The 22413-nt window shown below is 71.6% G+C and carries 21 protein-coding genes; 13 read left to right on the top strand and 8 right to left on the bottom strand.

Features of this window, described 5'->3' with window-relative positions; genetic code table 11:
* Positions 1 to 27: 27 nt before the first annotated feature.
* The 4 genes from I004_RS0120095 to I004_RS0120080 all read left to right on the top strand — a co-directional run bounded on the left by I004_RS0120095 (position 28) and on the right by I004_RS0120080 (position 4585).
* Entirely contained in the window at positions 28 to 1854 is a 1827-nt protein-coding gene (locus I004_RS0120095) for an AMP-dependent synthetase/ligase (protein WP_028436977.1), read from the top strand.
* 168 nt (positions 1855 to 2022) lie between these two features.
* Positions 2023 to 2859: an aldo/keto reductase gene (locus tag I004_RS0120090; RefSeq protein WP_028436976.1), complete on the top strand. Its 837-nt coding sequence runs from the start codon at positions 2023 to 2025 to the stop codon at positions 2857 to 2859.
* Between the two features lie 320 nt (positions 2860 to 3179).
* On the top strand, positions 3180 to 3767 hold the full coding sequence (locus I004_RS0120085) for a sigma-70 family RNA polymerase sigma factor (RefSeq protein WP_028436975.1): 588 nt from the start codon (positions 3180 to 3182) through the stop codon (positions 3765 to 3767).
* Positions 3768 to 3793: 26 nt separating this feature from the next.
* On the top strand, positions 3794 to 4585 hold the full coding sequence (locus tag I004_RS0120080) for an anti-sigma factor (RefSeq protein ID WP_028436974.1): 792 nt from the start codon (positions 3794 to 3796) through the stop codon (positions 4583 to 4585).
* Positions 4586 to 4649: 64 nt separating this feature from the next.
* Here the strand turns inward: I004_RS0120080 and I004_RS0120075 are convergent, their stop codons facing one another.
* From I004_RS0120075 to I004_RS0120055, 5 genes are read right to left on the bottom strand one after another with little or no spacing between them, the layout of a single operon-like run.
* Entirely contained in the window at positions 4650 to 5486 is an 837-nt protein-coding gene (locus I004_RS0120075) for a DUF1295 domain-containing protein (protein ID WP_028436973.1), read from the bottom strand.
* The gene (locus I004_RS0120070) at positions 5483 to 6766 is read right to left on the bottom strand and encodes an SAM-dependent methyltransferase (protein WP_028436972.1); all 1284 of its coding nucleotides are present in this window, start codon (positions 6764 to 6766) and stop codon (positions 5483 to 5485) included. The genes I004_RS0120075 and I004_RS0120070 overlap by 4 nt, the downstream gene beginning before the upstream one ends.
* Positions 6763 to 8055, bottom strand: a complete 1293-nt coding sequence (locus tag I004_RS0120065) for an SAM-dependent methyltransferase (protein WP_028436971.1) — start codon at positions 8053 to 8055, stop codon at positions 6763 to 6765. The genes I004_RS0120070 and I004_RS0120065 overlap by 4 nt, the downstream gene beginning before the upstream one ends.
* 8 nt (positions 8056 to 8063) lie before the next feature.
* Entirely contained in the window at positions 8064 to 8828 is a 765-nt protein-coding gene (locus I004_RS0120060) for a DUF1365 domain-containing protein (protein ID WP_051345227.1), read from the bottom strand.
* Positions 8822 to 10138, bottom strand: a complete 1317-nt coding sequence (locus I004_RS0120055) for an FAD-dependent oxidoreductase (protein WP_037976948.1) — start codon at positions 10136 to 10138, stop codon at positions 8822 to 8824. The genes I004_RS0120060 and I004_RS0120055 overlap by 7 nt, the downstream gene beginning before the upstream one ends.
* Positions 10139 to 10292: 154 nt before the next feature.
* Between I004_RS0120055 and I004_RS0120050 the strand changes: the two genes are divergently transcribed.
* The 3 genes from I004_RS0120050 to I004_RS0120040 all read left to right on the top strand — a co-directional run bounded on the left by I004_RS0120050 (position 10293) and on the right by I004_RS0120040 (position 14125).
* The gene (locus tag I004_RS0120050; RefSeq protein WP_078511481.1) at positions 10293 to 12008 is read left to right on the top strand and encodes a molybdopterin-dependent oxidoreductase; all 1716 of its coding nucleotides are present in this window, start codon (positions 10293 to 10295) and stop codon (positions 12006 to 12008) included.
* 58 nt (positions 12009 to 12066) lie between these two features.
* Positions 12067 to 12708, top strand: a complete 642-nt coding sequence (locus tag I004_RS0120045; protein WP_028436967.1) for a fasciclin domain-containing protein — start codon at positions 12067 to 12069, stop codon at positions 12706 to 12708.
* A 238-nt stretch (positions 12709 to 12946) separates the two neighbouring features.
* A complete protein-coding gene (locus I004_RS0120040; protein ID WP_028436966.1) occupies positions 12947 to 14125 on the top strand; it encodes a trypsin-like serine protease in 1179 nt (392 codons plus the stop codon).
* Between the two features lie 4 nt (positions 14126 to 14129).
* Here the strand turns inward: I004_RS0120040 and I004_RS0120035 are convergent, their stop codons facing one another.
* The gene (locus I004_RS0120035) at positions 14130 to 14435 is read right to left on the bottom strand and encodes a 4a-hydroxytetrahydrobiopterin dehydratase (RefSeq protein WP_028436965.1); all 306 of its coding nucleotides are present in this window, start codon (positions 14433 to 14435) and stop codon (positions 14130 to 14132) included.
* A gap of 101 nt (positions 14436 to 14536) precedes the next feature.
* Here I004_RS0120035 and I004_RS0120030 point away from each other — a divergent pair, with 101 nt between their 5' ends.
* Positions 14537 to 15334 (top strand): helix-turn-helix transcriptional regulator, encoded by a 798-nt coding sequence (locus I004_RS0120030; protein WP_028436964.1) that lies wholly within the window; start codon positions 14537 to 14539, stop codon positions 15332 to 15334.
* Here I004_RS0120030 and I004_RS0120025 read toward each other — a convergent pair.
* A complete protein-coding gene (locus I004_RS0120025) occupies positions 15324 to 15713 on the bottom strand; it encodes a nuclear transport factor 2 family protein (RefSeq protein ID WP_028436963.1) in 390 nt (129 codons plus the stop codon). The two genes, I004_RS0120030 and I004_RS0120025, sit on opposite strands and share 11 nt — an antisense overlap.
* A gap of 229 nt (positions 15714 to 15942) precedes the next feature.
* On the opposite strand from I004_RS0120025, the gene I004_RS0120020 reads away from it, so the two are divergent.
* From I004_RS0120020 to I004_RS34995, 3 genes are all read left to right on the top strand, one after another.
* On the top strand, positions 15943 to 16986 hold the full coding sequence (locus I004_RS0120020; protein ID WP_028436962.1) for a PHP domain-containing protein: 1044 nt from the start codon (positions 15943 to 15945) through the stop codon (positions 16984 to 16986).
* An 18-nt stretch (positions 16987 to 17004) separates the two neighbouring features.
* The gene (locus I004_RS0120015) at positions 17005 to 17325 is read left to right on the top strand and encodes a YrhK family protein (RefSeq protein ID WP_051345226.1); all 321 of its coding nucleotides are present in this window, start codon (positions 17005 to 17007) and stop codon (positions 17323 to 17325) included.
* Between the two features lie 145 nt (positions 17326 to 17470).
* Positions 17471 to 18556: an acyl-CoA desaturase gene (locus I004_RS34995; protein ID WP_051345225.1), complete on the top strand. Its 1086-nt coding sequence runs from the start codon at positions 17471 to 17473 to the stop codon at positions 18554 to 18556.
* 36 nt (positions 18557 to 18592) lie between these two features.
* Here I004_RS34995 and I004_RS34990 read toward each other — a convergent pair whose 3' ends face one another.
* The gene (locus I004_RS34990) at positions 18593 to 20755 is read right to left on the bottom strand and encodes a phage holin family protein (RefSeq protein WP_051345224.1); all 2163 of its coding nucleotides are present in this window, start codon (positions 20753 to 20755) and stop codon (positions 18593 to 18595) included.
* A 189-nt stretch (positions 20756 to 20944) separates the two neighbouring features.
* Here I004_RS34990 and I004_RS0120000 point away from each other — a divergent pair, with 189 nt between their 5' ends.
* Both I004_RS0120000 and I004_RS0119995 read left to right on the top strand, forming a co-directional pair.
* Positions 20945 to 21718 (top strand): MBL fold metallo-hydrolase, encoded by a 774-nt coding sequence (locus tag I004_RS0120000; RefSeq protein ID WP_028436960.1) that lies wholly within the window; start codon positions 20945 to 20947, stop codon positions 21716 to 21718.
* Positions 21718 to 22359 (top strand): DedA family protein, encoded by a 642-nt coding sequence (locus tag I004_RS0119995; protein ID WP_486580140.1) that lies wholly within the window; start codon positions 21718 to 21720, stop codon positions 22357 to 22359. The genes I004_RS0120000 and I004_RS0119995 overlap by 1 nt, the downstream gene beginning before the upstream one ends.
* Positions 22360 to 22413: the final 54 nt, after the last annotated feature.

Raw genomic sequence — 22413 nt, 5'->3', positions numbered from 1 at the left:
TGCACTGCACGTCGAGGAGCATTCCCATTGCGCGAGTTCACCGTCCCGGCTCTGGCGCCCACACCCCAGGTTGGCGGGCTGGCTGACACCGTTTTCGATCATGCCACGGAAGACCCGGACCGGGTCGCGCTGTCCCGCAAGGATGCGGCCGGCGAGTGGCAGGACATCACCGCCGCGGAGTTCCGCGACCAGGTCATGGCCATGGCCAAGGGCCTGCTGGCGGAAGGCATCCGCTTCGGTGACCGGGTCGCCATCATGGCCCGCACGCGCTACGAGTGGACGCTGCTCGACTTCTCCCTGTGGTCCATCGGCGCGCATGTGGTGCCCATCTACCCGACCTCCTCCGCCGAGCAGGTCTGCTGGATGATGCACGACTCCGAGGTCACGGCCGCGATCGTCGAGCACGAGGACCACGCGATGACGGTCGGTTCCGTCATCGACCGGCTGCCGCAGCTCAAGCGGCTGTGGCAGCTGGATGCCCAGGCGGAGAAGGAACTCATGGCCGCCGGCGCCCACTTGGAGGACGACATCGTCCACCGGCACCGGCTCGCGGTCACGCCGGACTCCACGGCCACGATCATCTACACCTCGGGTACGACGGGCCGCCCGAAGGGCTGTGTCCTCACTCACGCGAACTTCATCGCGGACGCCGAAGCCATCCAGGGCAGGTACGCGCCCGTCTTCAGCCACAAGCCGAGTGAACCGCCCTCCCTGCTGCTCTTCCTCCCCCTTGCCCACGTTTTCGGGCGGATGGTGCAGCTTGTGTGCATACGCGCCAAGGTGAGGCTGGGTCACCAGCCCGTCATGGCGGCAGACGCGCTGCTCCCCGACCTGCAGACGTTCAAGCCGACGTTCATGCTCGCGGTGCCGTATCTGTTCGAGAAGATCTTCCAGGCCTCCCGGCGGAAGGCCGAACTGGAGGGCAAGCTCGGCCCGTTCGAGAAGGCCGTCGAGGTGTCGGTTCGCTACGCGGAGGCGATGGAGCACAAGGCGTTCCGCACAGGCCCCGGCCCGAACGCGTCACTGCGTCTCAAGCACCAGGTCTTCGACACGCTCGTCTACAGCAAGCTGCGCGAGGCCATGGGCGGCCTGTGCCGCGGCGCCATTTCCGGCGGCAGCGCGATGGAACGGAGGCTCGGGCTCTTCTTCGACGGCATCGGCATGCGCATCTACGAGGGCTACGGCCTGACGGAGACCAGCGCCGGCGCCACGCTCAACCCGCCCGAGCGCACGAAGTTCGGCACCGTCGGGCACCCGCTGCCCGGCACGACGGTGCACATCGCCGACGACGGCGAGATCTGGCTGCACGGCGACCAGATCTTCCAGGGCTACCTCAACAACCCCAAGGGCACCGACGAGGCCCTGCGCGACGGCTGGCTGGCCACCGGGGACCTCGGCGCCCTGGACGACAACGGCTACCTCACGATCACCGGCCGCAAGAAGGAGATCCTCGTCACCTCGGGTGGCAAGAGCGTCTCGCCCGGAGTTCTGGAGGAACGGGTGCGGGCACACCCGCTGGTGGCGCAGTGCATCGTGGTCGGCAACGACCGCCCGTACGTCTCCGCCCTGGTCACCCTCGACCCGGACTCCGTGACGCACTGGCTGCAGATGCGGGAGAAGCCGGAGCTGAAGCCGACGGAGCTGGTGCGCGACCCGGACCTGGAGACGGAGGTGCGGCGCGCCGTCGTCGCCGCCAACACCCAGGTCTCGCAGGCCGAATCGATACGTACCTTCCGGATACTCGCGGCCCAGTTCACCGAGGAGGCGGGGTACGTGACCCCGTCGCTGAAGCTGAAGCGGAAGGCGATCGAGACCGCGTACGCCGTGGAGATCGAGGCGCTGTACCACCAGTGACGGGAGCGCGCCGCGACGCGGCGCACGGCGAAATGCCACACGGCGGACCGTCCGCCGTCCGTCTCTGACCGGCGCTTGATCCGGTGAGGCAGGAATGTCCGCGGCACCCGTGATCGTTGACGGGGGCGGAAGTGGAACAGTTCGTCGACATGTGAGGACCGATCGTTCGTGAGCAGCGTTCCCACCATCACTCTCAACAACGGCAGCGTCATGCCCCAGCTGGGCTTCGGTGTCTGGCAGGTGCCGGACGACGAGGCGACGAGCGCCGTGACCACCGCCATCGAGGCGGGCTACCGCAGCATCGACACGGCCGCCATCTACGAGAACGAGCGGGGAACGGGCCAAGGCCTTGCCTCTTCGGGCGTGCCGCGTGAGGAGCTCTTCGTCACCACGAAGCTGTGGAACGCCGAGCAGGGCTACGACTCCACGCTGCGCGCCTTCGACGCGTCCCTGGACAGGCTCCGACTGGACTACGTGGACCTGTACCTCATCCACTGGCCCGTGCCGGAGAAGGACAAGTACGTCGACACGTGGAAGGCGTTCGAGAAGATCAACTCGGAGGGCCGCGCCAAGGCCGTGGGCGTCTCCAACTTCAACCCGGCGCACCTTCGGCGGCTCCTGGAGGAGACCGGCACCGTGCCCGCCGTCAACCAGATCGAGTTGCACCCGCATCTCCAGCAGAGCGGACCGCGCGCCTTCCACGCCGAGCACGACATCGCGACGGAGGCGTGGTCGCCGCTCGGGCAGGGCAAGGACCTGCTTCAGGACCCGACCCTGAACTCGCTGGCGGGCAAGTACGGCAAGTCGCCCGCGCAGGTCGTACTGCGGTGGCATCTGCAGTCGGGGAACGTGGTGATCCCCAAGTCGGTGACTCCGTCCCGCATCCGGGAGAACATCGACGTCTTCGGCTTCGAGCTCGACGAGTCGGAGATGGCGGACATCGCCAAGCTCAACTCGGACTCCCGGCTCGGCCCGGACCCCGACACCATGAACTTCGTGGGCTGAGCGCAGGCACGGCGCGGGCCCCGTTCCCAGGCATTCTGCGTCTTCCTGCAGTGGATTCCCGTACGGTATCCGCACGACCGCGCGCGGCCGGAGCTCTCCGGCCGCGCGCGGTCGTGCGTGGCCCGTGCACGCGGCGGAAACGGCACCAATCCGCCGGGAGATCCGCGACGAAGCATCTGTGAGGAGATCTTCCCGGGAGGAAACATGGGCTTGACCGCACGGCGCTCCGTGCACGGATGCGCGTGGCTCGGAGGGCGGGCCGGGCAGGCGCCGCCCGCCACGCCCGCATGCGCCCGCCGATCGGGGGGAGGTGCCGTGGCGTGAAGGAAACCGTGCAGATCGCGGACACGGGCGGCACGGCCCCGCCCGATCTGGCCCAGCTGCTCTCCCAGGTGGCCCGCGGGGACCAGGACGCCTTCGCCGACGTCTACGACCGCATCGCCGGCCCTGTCCTCGGCCTCGTCCGCAGCGTGCTGCGCGACCCGGCACAGTCCGAGGAGGTCGCCCAGGAGGTGCTCGTGGAGGTGTGGCGTACCGCGGCGCACTTCCGTCCGGAGAAGGGCAGCGCGATGTCATGGGTGCTGACGTTCGCGCACCGTCGCGCCGTGGACCGGGTGCGTTCGGCACAGGCCTCCGCGGACCGCGAGCAGCGCGCGGCGATGCTGAACCGCACGCCCGCGTTCGACGAGGTCACCGAGGCGGTCGAGGCCCGGCTCGAGCGTGAGCAGGTACGCCGCTGCATGCGCACCCTCACCGAACTCCAGCGCCAGTCGGTGACCCTGGCCTACTACCGCGGGCTGACGTACAGGGAGGTCGCCGAACTCCTCGCACAGCCCCTCGGCACCGTGAAGACCCGGCTGCGCGACGGCCTGATCCGGCTGCGCGACTGCCTGGGGGTGACGGCGTGACGGACGACAGCGTGACCGCCGACGGCGTGAGCGGGGCCGAACTGCACACGCTGACCGGCGCATACGCCGTGCACGCACTGCCCGCCACGGAACGCGACACGTTCGAGCGCCACCTGGCGGCCTGCCCTTCCTGCGAACGGGAGGTCGCCGAGTTGCGGGCCACGGCCGGCCGGCTGGGCCTGGCCGTCTCCGAGACCACGCCTCCCCAGATGCGGGCGAGTGTGCTGCGGCAGATCGCCGGTGTGCGGCAGGAGCCGCCGAAGACCGCCGATGGACCCGCACCGGCCCGGGAAGGCACCGGCGGGCGCACGGGCGGGAGCGGCGGGCGGCTGCGCTCCCTGCCACGCTTCGCGCTGGCCGCATGCCTGGCGGCAGTGGCAGCCTTGTCGGGCGGTGTCGCGGTGTGGCAGTACGGGGCGGCACAGGACGCACGCGAACAGGCCGAGCAGTCACGTCAGCGCCAGGAGGAACTGGCACGGGTGCTGGCGGCGCCGGACGCGCGGACGACCGGGCGCAGCGAACTTCCGGGCGGGGCATCGGGCACCGTCGTCGTCTCCCGCGACCGCGACCGGGCGGCCTTCCTCGCCTCCGGGCTGGACGCGCCTCCCACCGGCAAGGTCTACCAACTGTGGTTCGCCGACGGCCAGAAGATGCGCTCGGCGGGGCTCATGGACTCCGCGGACGGCAGCAGCAAGGCCGTGCTGATGGAGGGCAAGGTCGGCCGGGCGTCGGCGATGGGCGTCACCGTCGAGCCGGCGGGCGGTTCGCCGCAGCCGACGAGCCGGCCGCTGGCCCTGATGAAGCTCCCCCGGGCATAGCCGGGCGGGGCCCGGGGTCACCGGGCCCCGCCCCGTCCCGGCCGGCCGTTCCCGTCGCGCGGGGTCAGCCCGTCCCGTCGCGCCTGGGCGGCAGGGGGAAGAAGCCACTGGTGCGGGCCGCGTACGCCGCGTAGCCGGGCCGGTCCGCCAACTGCCGCTCCAGCAGCCGCTTTCCGCTGCCCTTGGTCAGCAGCAGGCTCATCACCAGCGGGGAGACCAGCGTCACCGCTGCGACGGCCGCGTCCGCGCACGCCGTCAGGTACAGCCCCCACCACACGAGGAAGTCGCCGAAGTAGTTGGGGTGCCGTGTGTACCGCCACAGACCGCGGTCCATGATCCGGGCGCCCGTGATGTCGCGGGCATCGGGGTCGGCCTTGAAGCGGGCGAGTTGGGCGTCCCCGACGGTCTCGAAGAAGAGGCCGCTCAGCCAGACCGCCACCGCGGCCGCCGCCAGAACCGCCTGAGGACCCGAGACCGGCCCCGGCACGTACTGGGCGGCCTGTACCGGCAGCGAGACCAGCCACACCAGCGCGCCCTGCAACAGGTACACGGTGCGCAGCGCGTACAGCCGCGGGTTGCCGCGGGCCCGCGCCAGCAGGCGCTCGTAGCGCGGGTCCTCGCCGTGCCCCCGGCCGCGCAGGGCGATGTGCCCGGCGAGCCGCAGCCCCCAGACGGCGGTCAGCAGCGTGACGAGCACACGCCGTCCGTCGTCGCCGTGGCCGGCCGACAGCGCGAAGGAGACCGCGGCGACGGCGGTGAAGCCGAGCCCCCACGCCACGTCGACGATGCGGTGCATGCCCTTGACCAGGGCGACGGCGAAGGTCACGAGCATGACGGCGAGGGCGGCGCCGGCGCACGCGGCGAGACCGACCGCGAAGTCGCCCCAGGGGTAGCCGTTCACCGGCCGCCGCCGGCCATTCCGCTGCGGCCCTCCGCGTCGGGACGTACGGCCAGGATCTGGTCCACGCCCATCCGTCCCTCCTCGAAGGCGAGCATCCCGCCCGCCAGATACAGGCGCCACACCCGCGCCGCTTCCTCACCGACCAGTTCCGTCACCTCGGACCTGCGTTCCTCGAGGGTGCGGCGCCAGGCCGCGATCGTACGGACATAGTCCTCGCGGAGTGACTCCACGCCACGCACCTCCAGCCCCGCGCCCTCCAGCAGCGAGACGGTGTGACCGAGAGGGCGCATGTGCATGTCGGGGGCGATGTAGGTCTCGATGAAGGCGCCGCCGCCGGGCGCGTTGCGGCCGCGCGACATCTGCTGGACGAGCAGCCGCCCGCGAGGCCGGAGCCGCTCGCGCAGCGAGGCGGCGAACGCCGGGTACTCGGCGTCGCCGACGTGTTCGCCCATCTCGATGGAGCTGACGGCGTCGTAGGTGCCCGGCTCGATGTCGCGGTAGTCCCGCAGCTGCACGTCGACAAGGTCCTCCAGCCCCTCGTCGCGGACCCGGCGGGTGACGGCCGCCGCCTGCTCCCGCGCCAGCGTGACGGCCGTGACCTGGGCCCTGTAGTGCCGCGCGGCGTGCAGTGTCAGCGATCCCCATCCGCAGCCGATGTCGAGGAACCGCGCACCGGGGTGCAGATCGAGCTTGCGGCAGACGAGTTCGAGCTTGTCGTGCTGGGCGTCCTTGAGGGTGTAGGCCGGGTCGTCGGGGCGGCGCCAGTAGCCGCAGGAGTACGCCATCGACTCGTCGAGGAGCAGGGCGTAGAAGTCGTTGGAGAAGTCGTAGTGGTGGCTCACGGCCGCCCGGTCACGGTCGCGGCTGTGCAGCCGCCCGGACTGACGGGCCCGCAGGGCGGGCGCGGGCGGCCGCAGTCCGACGGCGCCCAGCCCCAGCAGCACACGGAACGCGTGGGCGGCGGCGCGCGAGGTGGGACGGGTCGGGCGCAGGCCCCCGGCGCGCACCGTGCGCCACACGGTGCGCAACCCCTCGGCGAGATCGCCCTCGACATCGAGGTCCTTGGTGATGTACGCCTCGGCCAGGCCGAGTTCGCCGGGCTGCCACAGCAGCCGGCGCAGCGCGCGTCGGGAGTGGAGCACCAGCAGGGGCGCGTCCTCGGCCGAGTCCTCGGGGTCCGTCTCGCTGCCGTCCCAGGCGCGCAGCCGCACGGGGAGCGGGCTGCCGACGAACTCCTTCAGTAGGGGCGAGAGTCGCTGGGCGGCACCGCCTGGGTTCATGCGGGGTTCTCCTTGTCCTTCTCGGGCCCGCCGGGAGCGGCGGGCTCTGACGGCCGGGTCAGCAGCAGCTGCCCGACGTCCAGGTATCCGGCGCGGAATCCCGCCTCGGAGTAGGCGAGATAGAAGGTCCACATCCGCTGGAAGGTCGCGTCGAAACCGAGCGCGGCCGCCTCGGGAGCGCGTTCGGTGAAGCGTTCGCGCCACAGGCGCAGCGTCTCCGCGTAGTGCGGCCCGAAGAGTTCCTGCCGGGTCACCCGCAGCGCGGTGGCCTCGCGGGTGGTGTGGTCGATGGCGTCGAGGGAGGGCAGCAGACCGCCGGGGAATATGTACTTCTGGATCCACGTGTAGGTGTTCCTGGTGGCCAGCATCCGATCGTGCGGCATCGTGATGGCCTGCAGGACGGCGCGGCCGGCGGGCCCCAGCAGCCGGTCCAGGCAGCGGAAGTAGCCCGCCCAGAACTCCGCTCCGACGGCTTCGATCATCTCGACGCTGACGACCGCGTCGTACGTGCCGGTCAGCTGCCGGTAGTCGCGCAGCAGCAGCGTCACACGCTCCTCGTGCCCGGCGGCCCGTACACGCTCGCGCGCCAGCTTCAGCTGCTCCTCGGAGAGGGTCGCAGTGACGACCTGCGCGCCGCGCTCGGCGGCACGCAGAGCCAGCTCGCCCCAACCGGTGCCGATCTCCAACAGGCGTGTTCCGGGGCCCACTTCGGCCATGTCGAGGAGCTGGTCGATCTTGCGCCGCTGGGCAGCCGCAAGGTCGGGCCACGCCGCGGGGATGCCGCCGAAGAGCGCCGAGGAGTAGGTGAGGGTGTCGTCGAGAAAGAGGGCGAAGAGATCGTTGGACAGGTCGTAGTGGTGGTGGATGTTCTCGCGCGAGTGCTCCTCGGTGTTGCGTCCGCTCGCCGGCTGCCGCGCCGCCCACAGGGCGCGCAGCCGCTGCAGGCGCCGCGGCACGAGCGCGGTGACGTTCTCGGCGAGGACGGTGAGCACCCCGGCCAGGTCGGGTGCGTCCCACTCCCCCGCCATGTACGACTCGCCGAAGCCGATCAGGCCGGACCGTCCGATCCTCGCGAAGAACGCCTGGGAATCGTGGAGTTCGAGCAGCGGCCCGCCCCGGCCGAGGATCTCCCCGCCTTCGGTGCGTACTCGCAGTGGCAGGCTTCGCAGGGCGCGCCGCACGAGGCGGGCGGCAAGGGCTGTGCGTATGGGCGCGCGGCGTGGGGCGCGGGCCACGTCGGGCCAGTGCACGAGGTCCACCGAAGTGCGGCGCCCGTGCTCGGATGGCATGTGCAGACTCACTCCAGACCCTCCTGGATCCGGTGACGGGGACGGGGGCGCACGGGCAGGCCGCGCAGACACAGACGGATGCCGTGGAGCCTGATGGCGGCGGTCACGGCGGCGGTGGGCCAGGGGTGACGGAGCGCGGCCCGCAGCAGGCCCGCGGTCGTACCGGGGCGCCGCCGTCCGCGCAGGGTCGCGGTGAACGGCTGTCCGCCGGCCCGCTCCAGTCGCACGGACAGGCTCAGCGCGCTGCCGGGACGGGGCAGCCGCATCCGGTAGGCACCGTCGACGGGGAAGAACGGCGAGACGTAGAACTCCTTGCCGGTGGTGGCCGATCCGGCTTCATCGGTGTGCAGCAGATAACAGTGCCGCTCGCCATAGGTGTTGTGAACCTCCGCGACCACGCAGACCTGTTCGCCGTCGCGGTCGTGGCACCAGTAGAGCGTCAGCGGGTTGAAGACGTGACCGAGGACGCGGGCGTTGGCGAGCATCAGCACCTGCCCGGCGGGCGCGTCCATGCCCCTGGCGGCGAGGAAGCGTTCCAGGCCGGCGCGGATCGTCGGCGCCGTGCCGCCGAAGTGGTCGCGGCTCTCGAAGCGGGCCAGGGGGCGCAGCATGCGGGGCAGCCGCGGCAGGCGGTCCACGTCGACGAGCCACATGTAGGTGCGGTGCCGCACGGTGTGGCGCAGCGGCCGGGTCCGTACATGCGTCACGAGGCAGTCGTACAGGGCCGGTCGGCCTGTTCCCGCCCGGGCGGTAGCCGTGTCGGGCGTCACCATCGCACCCCCAGGGCCGCGGCCGCGTCGACGCCCGAGCGGCAGCCGTCCTCGTGGAAGCCCCAGCCGTGGTAGGCACCCGCGAACGCGATGACGGCGGACGCGAGTTCGGGCAGCCGCTGCTGGGCGGCGACCGACTCCGGTGTGTAGACGGGGTGTTCGTAGACCATCGTGGCCAGCACCGAGCCTGGGTCCACCCGGTCCCCGCCGCCGAGCGTGACGAGATAGTCCTCCGGTGCGTCGAGGCGCTGCAGCCGGTTCATGTCGTAACTGATGCGCACGGACGCGGCGTCGGTGCGGCAGGAGGGCATCAGGTAGTTCCAGGAGGCGCGGGCGGCCCCTGCCCGTGGCAGCACCGATCGGTCCGTGTGCATCAGCGTGGGGTTGCGCGAGTAGCGGAAGGCGCCGAGGACTTCGCGCTCCGCGCCGGTGGGTTCGTCGAGCAGCCGCAGCGCCGTGTCGGCATGTGTGGCCAGCACGACGGCGTCGTACTCATCTGACGTCCCGTCCTCCGTGACGATCTCGGCCCGGTCGCCGAAGCGCCGCACCGTGCGTACGGGCGTCGCGGTGTGAACTGCCGTCAGCTGCTTGGCGATCCGCTCGACGTATTCGCGTGAGCCGCCGGCGACCGTCCGCCACTGCGGCGAGCCCTTGACGCTGAGCATGCCGTGGTGCTGCAGGAAGCGGAACAGGTAGGCGGCCGGGTAGCGCAGCGCCGTCGTCGAGTCACAGGACCACACGGCGGAGACCAGCGGGGTCATGAAGTGCGTGACGAAATATGGGGAGTAGCGTCCCCCTGCGAGGAACTCCCCCAGAGTGAGAGCGCCTTGGGCGGCCCGTTCGTCGCCCGCGCCGGCCCCGCCGTCGTCCTCCTCCAGCAGTCGCCGCGCCTGACGGTGGAAGCGCGGCACCTCGGCGACCATGCGCAGGAAGCGGAGCCGCGCGAGGCTGCGGGGCTGTGCGAAGACGCCGCGCGCACCCCGGGCACCCGCGTACTCCAGGCCGCAGCCCTCGCACCGCACGGACATGCTCATCTCGGACGGCTGCGTACGGACGCCGAGTTCGCGGAAGAGCCGCAGCAGCATCGGATACGTACGTTCGTTGTGCACGATGAAGCCGGAGTCGATGCGCTGGAGACGGCCGTTCGCCGACGGCACGTCGTGGGTGTGGGCGTGCCCGCCGAGCCGGCCGTCCGCCTCGTACAGGGACACCGAGTCCGACCGCTGGAGCACGTAGGCGGCTGTCAGTCCTGCCACGCCACTGCCGACCACGGCCACCCGGCGCCGCCTGCCACTACCACTGCGCTCTGCCATGCCGCTCCTTCCGTACGGGGGCGAACACTGCCCTCTCCGACCTCATTCGGAGCCGGACGGGCGGCGGCTTGGTCGCGGAACTGACTTTCTTCCATGGGCCTTGAACTGCGATTCTTTCGCCGGACGGGCCAATCCCGCGGCGCTCGGGCGCCGAATGCGGGATGTGGACACGGACCGAGAACCGATCACGGAGGCGGCCCGCCGCGCACCCCTCGCAGCCGAGGCGACCGGCCGGAGCGAACGGCGCCTGCTGCGCGCCGGGCTGGGCATGCTCGGCGGACTGTTGGCCGGATTCGCGGCGCTGGCGGTGGCCGAACCGGTGTCGGTGGCCGTGCGTCCCGGGGCGAGCCCGGTCACGGCCGTCGGCGGCGCCGTGATCGACCGGACCCCGGCGGAGGTCAAGGACTTCGCCATCAGGACCTTCGGCAGCCAGGACAAGCTCGCGCTCCAACTGGGCATCGGGGCGCTGCTGTTGCTGTTCGCCCTCGCGCTCGGGCTGCTCGCGCTCCACCGGCGGCGTACCGGCGCGGCCGGCGTGCTCGTGTTCGGCCTGGTCGGGGCGTGGGCGGCGGTGGAGCGGCCGGACGCCGGGCCGCTGGACGCGGTGCCTTCCGTCGTGGGCGCCCTCGCCGGAGCCCTCGTGCTGTACCTGCTGGCCGGGCGGCTCGCCCAACAGCCGCCGCCCGCCGCGGAGATCACCACGCCGGCGGGAGGGGACACACGCGGTGAGGCGGCCGCGCGGCCGCCCGGGGAGCCGGCGCCCCCGCCCGCGCCGGGCGCCTTCGACCGGCGGGGCTTCGCCCTGGCGGCGAGTGCCGTCGCCGTGGGCTCGGCCGGTGCGGGCCTGCTCGGCCGCCGGCTGGGCACCTCACAACGCGTACGGGCGGCGGCCTCACGCGCCTCGGTGTCCCTTCCCGCGCCGCACTCGCGGGCGGCGCCCGTACCGCGGGGCGCCGACCTGGGGATCGACGGCGTGCCTCCGTTCACGACGCCCAACAAGGACTTCTACCGTGTCGACACCGCGCTGGCCGTCCCCCGCATCGATGTCGGCGAGTGGAGGCTGCGCATCCACGGCAAGGGCGTGCGACGCCCGTTGACGCTCGGCTTCACTGACCTGCTGGAACGCGAACTCATCGAGCGGCACATCACCCTGACCTGCGTCTCGAACCAGGTCGGCGGCTCCTACACCGGCAACGCGGCCTGGCTCGGCGTGCCGCTGGCCACCCTGCTGCGCGAGGCGGGCGTGCGTCCGCCGTCCGAGGGCGGCCGGGCCGACCAGCTCGTGGCGCGCTCCGTGGATGGCATGACGCTGGGTAGCCCGGTGGAGACGGTCATGGACGGGCGCGACGCCATGCTCGCCGTCGGCATGAACGGCGAACCCCTGCCCCTCGCCCACGGCTTCCCGGTCCGCATGGTCGTGCCCGGCCTGTACGGCTACGTGTCGGCGTGCAAGTGGCTGCGGGAGCTGGAGCTGACCACCTTCGACGACTACGACGTCTACTGGGTCCGGCGGGACTGGGCGCGCGAGGCGCCGGTCAAGACCCAGTCCCGCATCGACACCCCCCGGCCGCTGTCCTCCGTCAAGGCAGGCACGGTGCGCGTCGCCGGCGTGGCCTGGGCGCAGCACCGGGGCATCGGCCGGGTCGAGGTGCGGGTCGACGACGGCCCCTGGCAGCGGGCCCGGCCGGCGGAAGAGGACAGCCACGACACCTGGCGCCAGTGGATGTGGGAGTGGCCCGCCGAACCCGGCAGCCACCGGCTTCAGGTGCGGGCCACCGACAAGGACGGCGAGACGCAGACCGCCGAGCGCGCCGGGACCGTACCCGACGGCGCCACAGGACGGCACTCGGTGGTGGTCGACGTGACGTGACCCGACGCACCTGACCCCGGCCCGGATTCCAGCACCCCGTACAGAAAGAGAGAGAACGATGAACACCTCACGCATCCGCAGGACCATCGTGGCCATCACCGCGGTGGCAGTGCTGCCGCTGGGCATCACGGCCTGCTCGGACGACAGCGGCAGCACGAGCAGCAGCGCGGACAGCAAGAAGTCCTCCGAGTCCCGGAAGAAGGAGAAGCCGGAGCAGGCGGCGAGCGGCGAGTTCGGACCGGCCTGCAAGGCCGTGCCCAAGACCGGCAAGGGCAGCTTCGCGGGCATGGCGCAGGACCCCGTCGCCACCGCCGCTTCGAACAATCCCGAATTGTCCACGCTGGTGAGCGCAGTGAAGAAGGCCGGCCTGGTCGACACCCTAAACAGCTCGAAGAACATCACCGTCTTCGCTCCGACCAACGAGGCCTTCGAAAAGATCCCGAAGGCCGACCTGGAGAAGGTCCTGAGCGACAAGCAGATGCTCACCAAGGTCCTGACGTACCACGTGGTGGGCGAGGAGCTTCCGAAGGAGAAGCTGGCCGACGGCTCCTACTCCACGCTGGCGAAGGAGGAGATCACCACCGCTGGCTCCGGTGACTCCTACAAGGTCAACGACGAGGCCGCGGTGGGCTGCGGCAACGTGAGGACGGCCAATGCCACGGTGCACATCATCGACTCTGTCCTGATGCCCCCGAAGTAGAGGCACGGCAGGTACCAGGAGGCGCCGGAGAGACAGGCCCGTGCCGCACGGATTCACGGGGTCCGTGCGGCACGGGCCGCCGGACGGGGCGGACGGGGCGGACGGGGCGGACGGACGCCCGAGTGGTGGCACCGTACGTCCATCTGGTCTCCCCACGGGTGGTGCGCCCCAGGCGTCGGCCGGACGCTGAGGCATGGTCACAGAATGCCTGTGCACCAGCGACACGAGGAGAGCGCCAATGCCCCGTAAGCTCCCGGTCCTCGCCGCCACGGCCATGGCCGTCGGCGCCCTCGGCATCGCCGTGATGCCCGCGACCGCGGGTGAGCCCTCTCCTCCCGGCTCCGCTGCCTCCACGGCGGCGACGCCCGTCCCCGAGATCGCGCCGGGGATGCTCAAGAGCATCAGCAAGGACCTCGGTATCACCACCGCCGACGCCAAGAAGAGGATCGCCAACGAGGAGCGGGCCGTCGCCGTCGAGAAGCAGCTGCGCGAGGAGCTGGGAAGCCACTTCGGAGGCGCCTGGGTCACGGGAGCGACCTCGAAGCTCGTCGTCGCGACGACCGACCGGGGCGACATGGCCGCCATCAAGGAAGCCGGCGCCGAACCGAAGGTGGTCGAGAACAGCCTCGTCAGCCTGGAGTCCGCGAAGAGCGCCCTCGACACCTCGGCGGTCAAGCGCGCGCCACGCGGCACCTCGGTGTGGGCGGTGGACGTACGGAGCAACAGCGTCGTCGTACGGGCGAACGAGCCCGCGGCGGCCAAGGACTTCCTCGCCCGCAGCGGTGCGTCCGCCTCACTGGTCCGGGTGACCCAGTCCACCGAGAAACCCCGCACCTATGTCGAGGATCTGCGCGGCGGCGACGCCTACTACACCTCCGGCTCGACCCGCTGCTCCATCGGTTTCGCCGTCACCAAGGGCAGCACCGAGGGGTTCCTCACCGCCGGGCACTGCGGAAAGGCGGGCGCGAAGACGACGGGCCACAACAGGGCCGCCCAAGGAACCGTCCAGGCACGGTCCTTCCCGGGCGACGACTACGGCTGGGTCGCGGTGAACAGCGGCTGGCGGGCGAAGCCGTACGTGAAGGGCCCCGGCGCCGTGAACCTGTCCGTCGCCGGGTCGAAGCGGATGCCGTCCGGTTCCTCGGTCTGCCGTTCCGGGTCGACCAGCGGCTGGCGCTGCGGCACCATCGAGCAGCACAACGCCACCGTCTCCTACGAGGAGGGCACGGTCCGGGGGCTGAGCCGTACCTCCGTGTGTGCCGAACCGGGCGACTCGGGCGGGCCGTTCGTCTCCGGCGACCAAGCTCAGGGGACGACATCGGGCGGATCGGGCGACTGCTCGACGGGCGGCACGACCTACTACCAGCCGGTCGCCGAGCCGCTCTCCGCGTACCAGCTGAAGCTGAGCACGAGCTGACCTGCTAGCTCGCGCCGTGTCCCGCCGCGATCTCCTCGACGCGGCGGGCCAGCTCGATGTCCTTCGCGGTGACCTGCCCTCCGACGCTGTGCGTGTTCACGGTGACGGACAGCTTGTTGTAGCCGAGCGACATCTCCGAATGGTGGTTCAGCTCCTCCTGGATCGCGGCGACATGGACCACCATCGCGGCGGCCGGCAGGTGCTTCGCGAAGGAGTACGTACGGGTGATGCTGTCGCCGTCGGTGCTCCAGCCGGGAAGCGCGGCCAGTGCGTCGTCGGTCTGCTGCCGGGTCAGCGGTTCGGGAGCCATGAGGGTCTCTCGCTTTCTGTTGCGGCGTGCTTGACGGCGTCCCACCAGCCTAGGACCTGGCCCCGCGGGTCCCCGACCGACGGGAGGCCTACCCTTGGTCCATGACCACCTCCGCCACCGGTGACAGCAGCGCCGGGCCCATGCTGCGGAGCTGGCGGGAGCGTGCGGGGCTGAGCCAGCTCGATCTCGCCCTGCGGGCCGACTCCTCCTCCCGGCACATCAGCTTCATCGAGACGGGCCGCTCCCGTCCCAGCCGGGAGATGGTGCTGAACCTGGCGGAACAGCTGGAGGTGCCCGTACGGGAGCGCAACGCCCTGCTCGTGTCCGCCGGTTACGCACCGCACTACCCGGAGACGCCGCTCGACTCCCCCGCCCTGGAGCACCTCCGCGCGGACTTGGAGCGCATGGTCACCGCGTACGAGCCCTACCCGGCTCTCGCCCTGGACGGCGCCTACCAGGTGCTCGCCGCCAACCGGGGCATCGTGATGCTGCTCGACGGCGTCGCACCCTGGCTGCTGGAGCCGCCGGTGAACGCCATGCGCATCACGCTCCACCCGGACGGGCTCGCCCGGCGGATCGTCAACTTCCGCGAGTGGCGCGGCCATCTGCTCCACCAGATGGAGCGGCAGCTGGCGCTGCTGAGGTCCGAGTCGCTGCGTGCCCTGTACGAGGAGGTGACGGCCTACCCGCTGCCGCCCGGCGGCGAAGAGACGGTCGGGGAGGCGAGCCCGTTCGCGCTTCCGATGGTCATCGAGCATGCCGGGCGCAGGCTCGCCTTCCTCTCGGCGGTCACGACCTTCAACACGCCCATGGACGTGACGGTCTCCGAGCTGGCGGTGGAGACGTTCCTGCCCGCCGGCCCGGAGACGGCCAAGGACCTTCAGCTGCTCATGCCGTAGCCGCGGCCTCGGGCACCCGGTCCAGAAAGCCGAGCACGGAGCGGATGCGTCCGTCCTCGGCGAGCGTGATCACATCGGATCCGGCGACGGGTGCCTCTTCCCCCGCCGGCGCCTCGTCGGCGCGCAGCTCCCAGCTGAAGCGGGCGGTGTCGTGGTGGCCCTCGACGGTGCCGGTCGGCACGAAGCTGAACCCGGGGAACTGCTCCCGCACGGCGGCGATCACACCGGCGAGCTCGTCGTGGCCCCGTGCGTCGGCGAGGGGGTCGGTGTAGGAGCCGTCCGCGGTCCAGGCGGCGGCGACGGCACTCTTCCGGCTGCCGGCCTCGTCGGCGTTCCAGGCGTCGAAGTAGCGGTTCACGGCGGTCTCATAGCGATTCATGCGATGTCCCTTCTCGGAGGGTGCCACTCGGTGGAACCACCTTCGGCCTCTCCGGCGGAACGGTCGATTACCTCAGGGGTAAGGCCGGCCGACTCCGGGCGGTCCCTCGTCGCAGCGGCGCGCGCCCCTCCCCGCCCAGGTGCCACACCGTGGAAGATGAGGACGTCGACGCGAGGCCCCGGCAGGTCCCGCGGGCACACGGCTACGGCACGGCGAGGAGGGGCAACCGGTGGACCCGATCACGGCACTGGACCGGATCGCTTTCCTGCTGGAACGCGCGCTGGCCCCCACCTACCGGGTGCGGGCCTTCCGTACCGCGTCCGAGGTGCTCACGGGCCTGGGACCGCAGGAGGTGGAGCGGCGCGCGGCCTCAGGGCAGCTCGAATCACTCAAAGGGGTGGGCCCCAAGACCGCTCAGGTCGTACGGGAGGCGCTGCGCGGCGAGGTCCCGGGCTATCTCGCGAAGCTGGAGAGCGAGGAAGAGTCCCGGCCGGAGGCGACGACCGTGGACGACACCCCGGTCACCGAGGAGGCGCGGGGCCTGCGTTCGGCGCTGCGGGGCGACTGCCACATGCACTCCGACTGGTCGGACGGCGGCAGTCCCATCGCGACGATGGCCCGTACGGCCGCCGAACTCGGCCACGAATGGACGGCGCTGACGGACCATTCGCCCCGTCTGACGGTGGCCCGTGGCCTGTCCGCCGACCGGCTGCGGGAACAGCTGGACGTGGTGGCGGAGGTCAACGAACAGGTGGCTCCGTTCAGGCTGCTGACCGGCATCGAGTGTGACATCCTCCTGGACGGGTCGCTGGACCAGGACGAGGAGCTGCTGGCCCGCCTGGACGTGGTCGTGGCGTCCGTGCACTCCAAACTGCGGATGCCGGCCGCGGAGATGACACGCCGCATGGTCGCCGCCGTGCGTCACCCGCTCGTGGACGTGCTGGGGCACTGCACGGGCAGGCTGCGCTCCAGCCGCCCGGAGTCCGAGTTCGACGCGGAGGCTGTCTTCGCGGCGTGTGCCGAGTCCGGCACCGCCGTGGAGATCAACTGCCGCCCGGAACGGCTCGATCCGCCCCGCCGTCTGCTGCGTCAGGCCGTGGACGCGGGCGTCCACTTCTCCATCGACACCGACGCCCATGCGCCCGGCCAGCTGGACTGGCAGATCAACGGGTGCGTCCGTGCGGCGGAGTGCGGCGTGCCTGCCGAGCGCGTCATCAACACCTGGACGGCCACGGACCTGCTGAGCTGGACACACGGTTCCCGCGACGCGTGACGTGACAGGAGGACCAAGGTGTCCGAGACAGGCCCCCGTCAGCCCTCCCACGGGAACGGCAAACGGCCGCTGACGCTCCGTGTGAAGGCCGCGGAGGCCGCGATCCGCCGGCGCTACGAGGCGGCGAGCATCGCCAACGACATCCTCATCGCCGTGTGGTTCCTCGTCGGCAGCGTCATGTTCTTCTCCCCCGACTGGCAGACGGCCGGCACCTGGTGCTTCGTCTTCGGCAGTGTGGAGCTTCTGGTGAGGCCGGTCATCAGGATGGTGCGCCACACGCACCTGCTGCGGATGCACGGTGGGGACTACTCCGCTCAGGAGTCCTCGCAGGACTTCTGAGACCGGCCCCGCGCCGGGGTGCCCGCGGGCCCGCCCCCGTACGGGGGTGCACCTGGCGACACCTCCGTGCTGCGGCGGACACCCCTGGTGAGAGGCGGGCTGCACGGCTGTCGGCACCCTCCCCCGCGCCGGGAGGCTTCAGTGCATGACGACACCGGCGACAACAGCGAAAACGGCGGCACGGACGACGACAGCGACCACGGCTCCCCGACACGGGCACGGGGAAGGACCGCCCGGGCGGCAGGGCAGCGACTTCGCGCGGCTGTACGCGCGGATCGACGAGGCGGGACTGATGCGGCGCCGCCCCGGCCACTACACGCTGCGGCTGACGCTGGTGGGCCTGGCGGCGGCGGGCGGCTGGGCGGCCTTCCTCGTCCTCGGCGACACCTGGTGGCAGCTCGCGGTGGCCGGCTTCCTCGGGCTGGTCTTCGGCCAACTCGCCCTGGCGGCACACGACCTCGCACACCGTCAGGTCTTCACCCGGCGCAGACCGAGCGAGATCGGCGGCCGCATCGTCGGCAACCTCGGCATCGGGATGTCCTACGGCTGGTGGATGAACAAGCACACCCGTCATCACGCCAACCCCAACCACGAGGAGCTCGACCCGGACGTCCGGCCGGACATCCTCGTGTGGTCCCAGGGCCAGGCGAGCGCCGCCACGGGGCTGCCGCGCTTCATCGGGCGCCACCAGGCGTGGCTGTTCTTCCCGCTGCTCACCCTCGAGGGGTTCAACCTGCACGTCTCGAGCGTCCGCGCCCTGCGCGAGGCCCACATGAAGCAGCGCGTGCTGGAGGGGTCTCTGCTCTTCGCGCACCTCGGGGGGTATCTCGCGGCGCTCTTTCTCGTCCTGCCGCCCGGGACGGCGTTCGCGTTCCTCTTCGTCCACCAGGCCGTCTTCGGCGTCTACCTCGGCTCGATTTTCGCCCCGAACCACAAGGGCATGCCGATACTCAGCGGGGACGACCGCCCGGACTTCCTGCGGCGGCAGGTCCTCACCTCGCGCAACGTGCGTGGCGGGCCGCTGACCGACGTGCTGCTCGGCGGCCTCAACCACCAGATCGAGCACCACCTCTTCCCGAGCATGCCCTCGCCGCATCTGCGCCGCGCCCGCGTGATCGTCCGCGACTACTGCGCCGAACTGGGCATCGGCTACCACGAGACGGGCCTGATCGCCTCGTGGCGGGAGGCGCTGGGTCATCTGCACGACGTGGGCACGCCACTCCGCGGCTGAAGTGCCGCTCCCCGCGGCCCCGTCGGCGGATCGCGCTCAGGCGGGATGAGCCGCCGGCGGGGCCGCGGGGAGTTCCTTGTCCGCGGCCTCGAGCGCGTCCGGTGAACGCGTGGCCGGCACATTTCTGCCCCCCGCCTCGTTCAGCCAGCGGCGCAGGACCAGATGCACCCGCTCCGCCCCGACCAGTTCCTCACCGTCCGTCGGGACGGACAGCTCGCGCGGTGAGAGCAGGAACGCCTCGTTCTGCTCACCCCCGAGCCCGCCGTGCGAGCCGATCTGCTGCTCGAAGGCGTGCACGGCGCCGGTCCCCGGATCGATCACCGAATTGATGACGATGTCGGGCACGTTGCGGAAGCCGGCGCTGCGCCGTACGGCGTCCGCGGCCCCGGGCCCGAACGGAGCCAGCGGGTCCGGGCCGCTGGTGATCCCACCGGTGTCCAGGCGGTGTTCGGCTCCGCCGCCGCCCAGTACGACCGGTCCGTACCGGTCGCTGTGCACCAGCAGGAATCCGATGCCGGGATGGTCGGCGAGCGTACGCAGCAGAGCCGGGTGCCGCTTGTCGACCTGCTCCCTCGACATCCGGCCCGGCACGTCGGCGAAGGAAACGAGCCCGAGGTTGCCGGAGGCCAGCACCACCGGGCCCTCGCTCCTGGACGGTGTCCGCTCCTCGCTCTGCGGCCCCTCCTCCGGCCTGTGCAGCGCCGCGCGGGCGGCGGCTCGCGCCTCCGCCCCGCTGGGTGTGCGCCCGACGCGGCGGGAGACGGGCAGCCCGCAGCCCGCCCGTACGAGATCCTCCAGGGTCAGCCCGTAGGACGCGCGGAAGGTCTCCCCCGCGCTCTGCCCGTGGTCGGAGAGCAGCACGATGCGGTACGGGCGCGGCGCACGCTGCGCCGCCTTGGCGATCAGTGCCACGGACCGGTCCAGCTTGCGCAGCACCTGCCGGGCGTCCCCGCCCCGCGGCCCGGAGTGGTGGGCCACCTCGTCGTAGCCGACCAGATCGGCGAAGACGGCGCTGCGCCCGCTGAAGACGTCGCCGAGCACGGCGGCGACCACCACATCTCGCTGGACGACCGTGGCGAACGCCCTGATCAGCGGATACAGCCCGCCGCGCGGCACGCGCGGCCGGTCACCGCGCAGCCGCGAGCGCGTGGCCTGGATCAGCTCCCGCACCGCCTCGGCGACGAAGGACACAGCGGTACGGGTCGCGTTGGCCGGGTCGGAGAAGTAGGCGAAGTAACCCGCGCGGGACCGGTTCTCGCGGTCGCGGCGAGCGGCCACCGAGACCACCAGGGCGACCTGGCTGGCGCCGCCGCTGAAGAGGTTGCCCCGGCTGGCGCCGTCGAAGGCGAGCAGCCCGCGGTCGCCGGTCTCCTCCACCGCGCGGCGCTGAAGTTCCGCGGCGCCGGACGGGCGGTTGCTGATCAGCACCTCCCCCGACTCCTTCTCGTACCAGCGGAAGGCCGGAACGTCCTTGTTGCTGCCGTGGAGGATGCCGAGCTGGCTGGCACCGGTCTGGGAGGGCCAGTCGGTGCGCCAGGGGGTCAGCCGGTGCGTGCTGCCGTACATCTCGGCGACGGCCGGCATCAGCGGAGGCTCGCTCTCCGACCCGCACACTGCTTCGCGCAGCAGGTCGTGACCGACGCCGTCGAGCTGCACGAAGACCGTTCCGGGCGTGCGCGGCGCCGGGCCCAGGCCCTCGCGGCGGCGCCTGCGGCCGGTGAGGCGGGCCAGGCGGCGACGGTAGGCGCCGTCGTCGCGCACCGCCAGTGCCGTGCTGGTGGCGGAGGACGCGGCGGACATCACCGCGGCCACGACCACGGCGGTGCCGGGCTCGGCCGAACCGCTTCCGTACGGCACGAGTGACAGAGCCAGCCACAGCAGGGAGCCGTTGAGGAAGAAGACGAGCGTGCCCAGTACGAGCGCCGGCACCAGCAGCAGGGCCCGCACCAGCACGGGCCACACCACCGCTCCGAGCAGGCCGAAGACGCCGGCTCCTATGGCTGCGGTGGTGGCGATGAACGTGGCGCTGTCGCCGTCCGGTGACTGCAGCCGGAAATCGGGAAGGATGCCCGCGAGCGCCAGCAGCGTGAGGGTGCTCACCAGCCACACGGCCAGCACCCGCAGCACAGCGGCTCCGAAGGACCGCAAGCGCCGTGGGGTGCCCCCCGGCAGGGCCGGGGGAAAGATCCGCAGCGGCATGCTGACTCCCAACTCTCCCTGATCCACTCGCACACCTCAGGACACGAGAACCCACCCGATGCGAGGGATATTCTCCAATTCTCCACGTTGCGCCCGGCTCGTGGCACAGCGCCCGTCCCGTCCCCGTGCGCCGGCGCATACGCTCGAAGCACGCGGCCAGTCACACGGCCCACATGAGGAGGAGCACAGGTGCCGGTGGAAGTCACGTGGTGGGGGCACGCCACGGCAACGGTGCGGGACTCCGGAGTGACGGTTCTCACTGATCCGCTGCTGGTGCGGCGCATGGCCCACCTGCGCAGACGACGGGGCAGTCTGCCGCCGCCCGCTGCCGCACACGCCGACGTGGTGCTCGTGTCCCACCTCCACGCCGACCATCTGCATCTCGGCTCGCTGACACTGCTGACGCCCGGCACGCGCGTCCTGTTGCCTCGGGGAGCACTGGGCGCCGTGCCGCGGCTGCGGCGACTTGGGTCCCTGCTGCGCCTCGAGGAGGTGGGCCCCGGGGAAAGGGTCGCCGTCCGCGACGTGACGGTACGCGCGGTGCCCGCTGCCCACGACGGGCGTCGCCTTCCGTACGGGCCGCACCGCACACCCGCGCTCGGATACGTGGTGGAGGGCGCCGCCCGCACCTACTTCGCCGGCGACACCGGCCTCTTCGACGGCATGGCGCAGGCGGTCGGCACCATCGATGCGGCGCTGCTGCCGGTCGGGGGCTGGGGCCCGTGGCTGGGTCCGGAGCACCTGGACGCCGAGCGTGCCGCCGAGGCCCTGGTACGTCTGCGCCCGCGCACGGCGGTTCCGGTGCACTACGGCACGTACTGGCCGATCGGCATGGACGCGGTGCGGCCGCACGAATTCCACGCGCCCGGCGACGAGTTCGTACGGAAGGCAGGGATGCTGGCACCCGGGGTCACGGTCCACCGGCTGGGACACGGTGAGAGCATGACGCTGGAGGGGGCCTGATGTCCTTTCAGTTCATGCTCGCGGAGGCGGGCTTCGGCGCGGGCGCCGTGACACCTCCGGAGTCCACGCAGCAGGCCGTCACCTACCCTTCCCTGTTCGTCCTGGTGCTGCTCGGCTCGCTGGTGCCGGTGATTCCCACGGGCTCCATAGTCAGCCTCGCGGCGGTCCTGGCCCTGCACCAGAGCGTGCCGGTTCTCGGCCTGGCGGCGGTGTTCGGACTGGGCGCGGCCGCCGCGTTCCTCGGGGACGTCACGCTGTACTCGCTGGGCCGGCGGGGCGTGGACTCCGAGCACGGATCGCGCTGGCTGGAGCGCCTGCGGGAACACGCGCCCCCGGAGCGTCTGCGCCAGGCCCAGGACAGACTCCACGAGAACGAGGTGGCCGTGCTGATCGTCTCGCGGCTCATACCCGCGGGACGCATACCCGTCATGCTGGCCTGTCTGCTCGCGCGGATGCGCACACGCGAATTCGTCCGCGGCAACTTCCCCGCCTGCCTCGCCTGGACCGTGGTCTACCAGCTCATCGGGCTTCTCAGCGGCTCCGTCTTCCCCGAACCGTGGGAGGGGGTGGCGGCGGCGGTCGCCCTCACCGTGATCATCAGCGTCGCTCCGACCATATGGCGGCGGTTCAGGGCGAGTTGAGCACCGTCCGCGAGGATCCGCGACCGACGCGGCACCCGCGTCCGCCCGAGAGGC

This window comes from Streptomyces sp. TAA486 (assembly GCF_000426165.1).
The sequence above is the reverse complement of the archived record's forward strand: the minus strand, read 5'-3'. Positions and strand labels throughout refer to the sequence as shown.